The organism is Bacillus sp. CGMCC 1.60114, from assembly GCF_042676365.1.
In the GTDB taxonomy this organism is placed as follows: domain Bacteria; phylum Bacillota; class Bacilli; order Bacillales; family Bacillaceae_G; genus Bacillus_A; species Bacillus_A rhizoplanae_A.
Genome location: NZ_JBHTHG010000066.1, coordinates 1 through 4,079, shown reverse-complemented (window position 1 = coordinate 4,079; position 4,079 = coordinate 1). Strand labels below are relative to the sequence as shown.

The following is a 4,079-nucleotide window of genomic DNA, read 5'->3' as shown; positions in this document are numbered from 1 at the left end:
TTATCTAACCGAAGATTGCACTTCTAATTGCAAATGTTATTTCCTCCCCTTCATTTTGGAGAGGGAATTTGCTTTGTTTCCGATAACAAGAATTATGTGAACACTAAAGTCCTCCAGTTAAACAATCTGGAGGACTTTTAATAGTCTTCTAAATACATTGAATCCCGATAATGATAGGTTATGTAAACTTATAATGTATACGGTATGCAAAAGAAAAAGACCTTTCAACGTACGAAAAGTCCTTTTCTATCGCTTATTTACCTGTTTCAGCAAATTCTTTAATACGTGCCCCAATTTCATCACGAACACGTTGAAATTCAGACCACTCTTTCCCTGCCGGGTCATCAAAGCCCCAATGAACACGGTTTACATGCGAAGGTGTTGTTGGGCAAACATCATTTGCATGACCGCAAAGAGTTACCACCAAGTCTGCATTATTTAAAATGTCACGATTGATGACATCAGAAGTTTGGTTTGTAATATCAATATCAACTTCCTCCATGGATTTAATCGCATTAGGATTTACACCATGTGCTTCGATACCTGCAGAATATACATTCCACTTGTCACCTAAATGCTTCTTCGCCCACCCTTCTGCCATTTGACTACGGCAAGAGTTTCCTGTGCATAAAAAGTAGATTGTTTGCTTTTTCATCTGTCATGTCTCCTTTAGTACGTAATGTATTATTGATCCTCATACATAAACTTATAAACGAAAGTCGCTGCAATCGCACCTAATATGGTAGCAACAATATAAATCCAAAGATGTTCCATGTGACCTGATATGATTGCCGGTCCAATGGAACGTGCAGGATTCATGGATGCACCGCTTATCGGTCCACCAAACATGGCTTCCAGTCCAACCGTAGAGCCAATTGCAAGTCCGGCGAATGACTGAACCGCTTTTCCATGAACAGCCGATCCTAAAATGATCATCATTAGAAAGAAGGTAAGAATAAATTCCAAACCAAACGATTGAATCTCTGTTCCTCTTGGTAATGTTGCGCCTAACTTGGCGACATTTCCAAATAACAAGAGCATCGTCATACTTGCCAGTATCGCACCCAACAGTTGAACAATAATATACGATATAGCATCCCGCTTGCTTGTATCCCCAAGTAAGAAAAATCCAATCGTGACAGCTGGGTTAAAATGCGCACCCGAGATATGTCCAAATGTGTAAATAAGTGCAGTCACGACAAGTCCGAAGGTTAACGCAATTCCAACATGTGTTAAACTCTGTGTGATTTGATTGATCACAATGGCTCCGGTTCCAGCAAAAACTAAAAAGTATGTTCCTAAAAATTCTGCGGTTAGTTTCTTCTTCATGCATGAGCTCCCCCGTATTCGCACTATCTATTCATTACAACATGTATTTGAAGCGCAATTCTGCATGACCTGTATCTTATCATGCTGATCTGGTACATGTTCTAAAATATCTTCAATCAGTGCATACAAATCACTTTGTGAGTTTAGGGAATAATAAATCCATTGGCTTTTCCGTCTTTCTTTCACTAATCCCGCATCCTTTAATTTACGAAGATGCTGACTAATAGAAGGCTGACTCATGTCAAATACTTCAAGAAATTCACATACACAACACTCTCGTTGTTTTAAAATCGCAACGATGGTTAAACGTGTTTTATCTCCAAGCAATTTCAACACTTGTGCCGTTCGTTCCATATCTACAAATGTTTTTTGCATATAAGCACCTCCTTGTGTAATTACATAATTATTTACTTATATATTCAACGAAAGGTCTTATATCTACTACTGATTACAGATCAACTTCATCTTCAGATCAGATAAACGTTATTACGCCAATATAGATACGTCTTCTTTCTCATTTATAAGTATATAATCAAATACTTATATAACAAGAGAAAAGAACAGACCTTAACATATTCTTTACAATTTCGCTCTTCATTAACTAACTTCTGAGAACGTGAATTATGTGAACACAAAAATCCCCCAGTTAAACAATCTGGAGGACTTTTAATAGTCTTCTAAATACATTGAATCCCGATAATGATACGTTATGTTAACCTGACATGTATGGAATATACATCTGAAAATCCTGACAAACCGTTACTTTGAAATGATACAATTAGGAAAAAGGAGCAGTGGTTAAACTTAGGTAGTTCGGTTTAGAGGTAGAAAAATAAAATAAACACGGGGGGGTAAAAAATATGAAACAATTGGGGACGCTATACTTTTTCTGTGGAAAAATGGGTGCAGGAAAATCAACTAAATCAAAACAATGGGCGATAGATAAAAATGCGGTACTGTTGTCTGAGGATGAATGGCTGTCATCTCTTTATACCAATCAGTTCGCATCATTTGAGGACTATCTAAAATTCTCAGCACAGCTCAAACCGTTGGTGAAAAAACATGTCCAAAACATATTAAGTGTCGGTACAGATGTAGTGATGGATTTTCCGGCTAACACTCAAAAACTGCGAAAATGGTTTTTGGATATGGCATCAGAAGTCAATGCAAGCCATCAACTCATTTTCCTTAATCTAAATAACGAGCAATGCCTACGTCAAATTGCACAAAGGCGTAACGAACAACCCGAAAGAGCAGCTTTTGACACGGAAGCGGTGTTTATTCATGTTACTAGTTTTTTTGAAGCACCAAAAGAATCTGAGGGTTTAAATATTTTAGAGTTTAGCGGAAAAGAATAACAAGAAGTTTAACACAGCGTTATAGAACCATAAGAATTGAGTCTCCTTCCAGGGATAAGAAAACCTATCTCTAAAATAACTTCCCCTTTCGTGCGTTATGTTTACTATCTAATCTCTGTGTTATCATTTTAGTAAGTAGAAGACACAAAAAATATAGGTGGTTATGATGCGGAATATCGAAGAAGCGATAAAACTAATTGAACAAAATATTGATGAAAGTGATTTTGTAGGAGAAATTAGTGAAAAAGAAATTAAAGGCGCAGAAGAAAGACTAAATGTTAAATTCCCAATTAGTTATAAAACTTTCTTACAAAGATATGGAACAGGTGATATCTTTGGTGAAGAAATATATGGACTTGGTGTTGAAAATACAGGAATTCCAAGCGTTATTTGGATTACAGAAAACTTGCGTAAAGAAAATAATCTTCCTAAGAATTACTTAGTTATTTACGCAACTGGTTATGATTTTGAATATTATTGTCTCGATTGCTCAATGATTGATAGAAATGAAATTGAGGCTCCTATCGCTTCGTTTACAGCTGGCGTGCCGATTGAAAAACAAAACTTTGAAATTATTTCTTCTTCATTTGGAGCCTTCTTGTTGGAAACATTAAAAGATGCAATAGATGGTTAATATAATCTATTATTAAAAGGTCCTTTCAGTAAAAGCTGGAGGGCCTTTTTACAGGCTCATAGACACACTCACTTCCGATAAATTATGTAAACTGGAGTGAAATACAACTCATGAATAAAGAAAAAATAATAGAACAATATGTTGAAAGAGCTATTTTGTACGGAGAATCATTTGAAAATGGTGAGAATTTCAGTGTTACGAACAAGCATTACAAATATATAGCTAAATACTATGATTCATTACGAGATTTGGGTAAAGCTGGAGAAAAAGCATTATTGGAATTACTAAATCATCCAAATTTATATGTACGTTTTTGTGTAGCAAGTCAATGCCTTACATTGAATGAAAATAAATCAAAACAAGTACTACAAGAAATTAAACAAATGGATACTATATTAGGAGTAAGTGCTGAATTATTATTAGCATCATTTGAAAATACGGAATTAAACTTTAAGTCTTAATGGTAAATACCGATAACACTGATTATGTGAACTAAAAATCCCTTCAGAAGACAAGATCTGAAGGGTATTTTTATAGATTTTTAGATATATTGAATCCCGATAATGAGACGTTATGTTAACCGAACATGAATATGATATACAACCTAAATTACACAACATATCATCTCCTTCAAATGGTATAATAAGGAAAAAAGGGGAGACTTAATGAATTTTCTCATCCAAGTTTTTGATACTATACTCAATATACTGTATACGTTTTTTTCAAAGGGAATTTGGATAGTTCTGTTCTTCTTTTTT

Annotated in this window: 6 protein-coding genes; 3 read left to right on the top strand and 3 right to left on the bottom strand. The window is 35.0% G+C overall.

Annotation, left to right across the window (positions count from 1 at the left end):
* Positions 1 to 253: 253 nt before the first annotated feature.
* From arsC to ACFQZ1_RS11055, 3 genes are read right to left on the bottom strand one after another with little or no spacing between them, the layout of a single operon-like run.
* Positions 254 to 655: an arsenate reductase (thioredoxin) gene (gene arsC / locus ACFQZ1_RS11065; protein ID WP_377882250.1), complete on the bottom strand. Its 402-nt coding sequence runs from the start codon at positions 653 to 655 to the stop codon at positions 254 to 256.
* A 29-nt stretch (positions 656 to 684) separates the two neighbouring features.
* Complete coding sequence (locus ACFQZ1_RS11060; RefSeq protein WP_377882249.1) at positions 685 to 1,329, bottom strand: MIP/aquaporin family protein; 645 nt, start codon at positions 1,327 to 1,329, stop codon at positions 685 to 687.
* A 27-nt stretch (positions 1,330 to 1,356) separates the two neighbouring features.
* Complete coding sequence (locus ACFQZ1_RS11055) at positions 1,357 to 1,704, bottom strand: ArsR/SmtB family transcription factor (protein ID WP_377882248.1); 348 nt, start codon at positions 1,702 to 1,704, stop codon at positions 1,357 to 1,359.
* Between the two features lie 485 nt (positions 1,705 to 2,189).
* On the opposite strand from ACFQZ1_RS11055, the gene ACFQZ1_RS11050 reads away from it, so the two are divergent.
* The 3 genes from ACFQZ1_RS11050 to ACFQZ1_RS11040 all read left to right on the top strand — a co-directional run bounded on the left by ACFQZ1_RS11050 (position 2,190) and on the right by ACFQZ1_RS11040 (position 3,782).
* A complete protein-coding gene (locus ACFQZ1_RS11050) occupies positions 2,190 to 2,687 on the top strand; it encodes a P-loop nucleotide/nucleoside kinase family protein (RefSeq protein WP_377882247.1) in 498 nt (165 codons plus the stop codon).
* A gap of 166 nt (positions 2,688 to 2,853) precedes the next feature.
* Entirely contained in the window at positions 2,854 to 3,321 is a 468-nt protein-coding gene (locus ACFQZ1_RS11045) for an SMI1/KNR4 family protein (RefSeq protein ID WP_377882245.1), read from the top strand.
* A gap of 110 nt (positions 3,322 to 3,431) precedes the next feature.
* Positions 3,432 to 3,782: a DUF2019 domain-containing protein gene (locus ACFQZ1_RS11040; protein ID WP_377882244.1), complete on the top strand. Its 351-nt coding sequence runs from the start codon at positions 3,432 to 3,434 to the stop codon at positions 3,780 to 3,782.
* Positions 3,783 to 4,079: the final 297 nt, after the last annotated feature.